Annotated in this window: 4 protein-coding genes and 1 pseudogene; 1 reads left to right on the top strand and 4 read right to left on the bottom strand. The window is 43.0% G+C overall.

The window, feature by feature from the left end:
* Window positions 1–222: pseudogene (locus tag H6G96_RS41010) on the top strand (ISAs1 family transposase); the annotation flags it as partial.
* 245 nt (window positions 223–467) lie between these two features.
* On the opposite strand, the gene H6G96_RS40605 reads toward H6G96_RS41010, so the two are convergent.
* From H6G96_RS40605 to H6G96_RS40590, 4 genes are all read right to left on the bottom strand, one after another.
* On the bottom strand, window positions 468–845 hold the full coding sequence (locus tag H6G96_RS40605; RefSeq protein WP_190920309.1) for a hypothetical protein: 378 nt from the start codon (window positions 843–845) through the stop codon (window positions 468–470).
* A gap of 25 nt (window positions 846–870) precedes the next feature.
* Window positions 871–1,071: a hypothetical protein gene (locus tag H6G96_RS40600; RefSeq protein ID WP_190920307.1), complete on the bottom strand. Its 201-nt coding sequence runs from the start codon at window positions 1,069–1,071 to the stop codon at window positions 871–873.
* A complete protein-coding gene (locus tag H6G96_RS40595; RefSeq protein WP_190920305.1) occupies window positions 1,064–1,390 on the bottom strand; it encodes a hypothetical protein in 327 nt (108 codons plus the stop codon). The genes H6G96_RS40600 and H6G96_RS40595 overlap by 8 nt, the downstream gene beginning before the upstream one ends.
* A gap of 111 nt (window positions 1,391–1,501) precedes the next feature.
* Window positions 1,502–2,206: a hypothetical protein gene (locus H6G96_RS40590; protein WP_242063671.1), complete on the bottom strand. Its 705-nt coding sequence runs from the start codon at window positions 2,204–2,206 to the stop codon at window positions 1,502–1,504.
* Between the last annotated feature and the right edge of the window lie 61 nt (window positions 2,207–2,267).

Genomic DNA, 2,267 nt, shown 5'->3' with positions numbered 1-2,267 from the left:
ACCTTCAATGAAGACGCTTGCCGCGTCCGTACTGGCCATGCTCCACAAAATCTATCATTGCTGCGTCGAATTGCACTTAACGCTTTAAATTTGGAACAATCACTCAAGCGAAGTAACCGTCAAAAATCAAACAGAGCTGCTATGGATAACAACTATATGTTGACCATTTTAACTGCTTGCTTATCTCATCATCATGATGCTGAAAAGCCTTGTTGTCAATAGCCTTTGAAATGCGCTTACCCTGAATATCGTAGTGATACCACAGGTAAGATTCTCCACCTAACTCGGCGTTTTTGACATAGAGATAAATCGGTTCGGGAGGGTTGCATAAACCTAGCTTGATTTCAGTAACCATATTTTGTTGACCTGTGCAATAATTAGTGGTTTGTAGCGTAAACTTTCAGCGCTTTACGATTGCTTGAATATCAGCTTTTCTTCAAGCAATCGCTTTTTTACTAAACAGAAAGTTATCGATTCCGCTCTAAGTCCCATTGCAGATAAGTCAGCGCAGTGCTAGCATCAGCAATGTTTAAATCGTGGCTATATCCCTCGTCCAGCAGTTGTTTGTAGTCTGAGTGCGTAGCAATAAGGGATATCAGGGTTTGGGCTTGTTTAAGTAATTGGTAGAGGTTGGGGCTAGACATTTCAATTCCGAGTCTGGAACATAAATCCTCAGCTTTCACACCGAATGTTCCTGGCTCAATCTCGATTTCTAACTCTTCAAGCAGAGATTGAAAATTCGGGTGTTCATCGTTGATTTCAATCTCAAATAAATTTGCACTCTTTGTAACGACAGTTGCCCAATCGGGTAAAGTCTGTGGAATGGTTTTCGCGTAAATTTTCATAATTTTGTCCTTTGGGATTAATAAACTAAAAATCCTCGGCAATCTCCAACAAAAAACCGCGTCCCGTATTCTGTACTTGCACCAGTTCTTTATCTAGCAGAGTTTGAATAACTGAATCAGAGAATTGGAGCTGAAGCCGATGCAGAGGAACACAACCACCACAAAGTTGAAGTAAACGCAGCAAATGATTGGCTCTACGGTCAAAGTTGTCTGTAGAGTTAGCCATTGTTTGCACCTCTAGCTAATATGGTTAACTGTCGGTTGAGAATGCTTATTTGCTGTTGATAAAAGTCAATCTCTGCGGTAATTTGCTGAAATAGTTCTTCTGGTGTGAGCGGTTGGATTTGATCCTCTTTCAAGTACGATATTTCATCAGAATTCTTGTTAGGCATCAGTACATAGCGCCAACCATCATCAAATTGTTCAGCTAACTCTGTACCAGAGGGATAGTAATAAAGCCCCAAAATGATGCCCTGTTGTGTACGCTGTTCTAAGGGAAAGCGAGGGTAGCCCCAGTGTTGGGGAATGGATATTGTGGCTTTCATAGATTTAATTGGGGATTGGTGAATAAAGGGACAATGAAGCAGAGGTGCGGAGGAGCAGAGAAGAGATTTGTACAGATTCTTTCCCCTCTGCACCTCTGCCCCCCTGCCTCCTTACGCCGTGACTAACTCTGTTCTCTCCAGCAGCTGTTGCAATTTATTGCCAGTTAGCTGTTCTAAGGGTTGGTCTAAAAAATATTCATCAAAAATGGATTTATCATCACAAGACACGTCCACCATCGACAATGAGCGCACAGCATCAAACACAGAGTTAGAATACTGCTGCTGACCTGAATAACCCAAGATTACCCACCAGTTACCCTCAGTGCATCCGACTTGCCCCAGTTTCACGCCGTTGTTGTAAATGCCATCGTCGAGAATTTCAAACCCATAATTCTGGTACTCGTTGAAGATATGCGCCATGATTCGGTTTTCGGTCGTGGGGGGTGTTTCTACTTGGGCGGGTTCGTTTAGTGTGCTGTCTTGGTAATGCCATTGAATGAAGCGGTGGCATCTTCCATAAGTGTTAGCGCAGAATTTCTCTTTGCCCTGTACCAAGACTACCCAAGGCTGGGTTAGATCATCATCGTGGGTGATGCTGGCTACCAGTTTGTCATCAGCGTAATATTCGTGATGGTCAAACGAGATTTCGACTATTGTGAGGGGTTCGGGAGCTACAACTTGGGCTTGGTCAGCGATGTAGTTGTCGAGTTCGGCTTGGGCTGCGGCTTGGTTGTCGGGAGCAGCGAGGGTCAGTAAATCGCAAAGTTTTCCCAAGGAGCGATCGCTAACTTTGACCTGCGTAGATTGGAGTAACAAAAGCTACCATTAATATAATTAAAATTTATATAAAATAGAAAGCGGTAAAAAAATGAAATTA

Origin of the sequence: Nostoc sp. FACHB-892 (genome assembly GCF_014698795.1) — a bacterium.
Lineage (GTDB): Bacteria > Cyanobacteriota > Cyanobacteriia > Cyanobacteriales > Nostocaceae > Nostoc.
The sequence above is the reverse complement of the archived record's forward strand: the minus strand, read 5'-3'. Positions and strand labels throughout refer to the sequence as shown.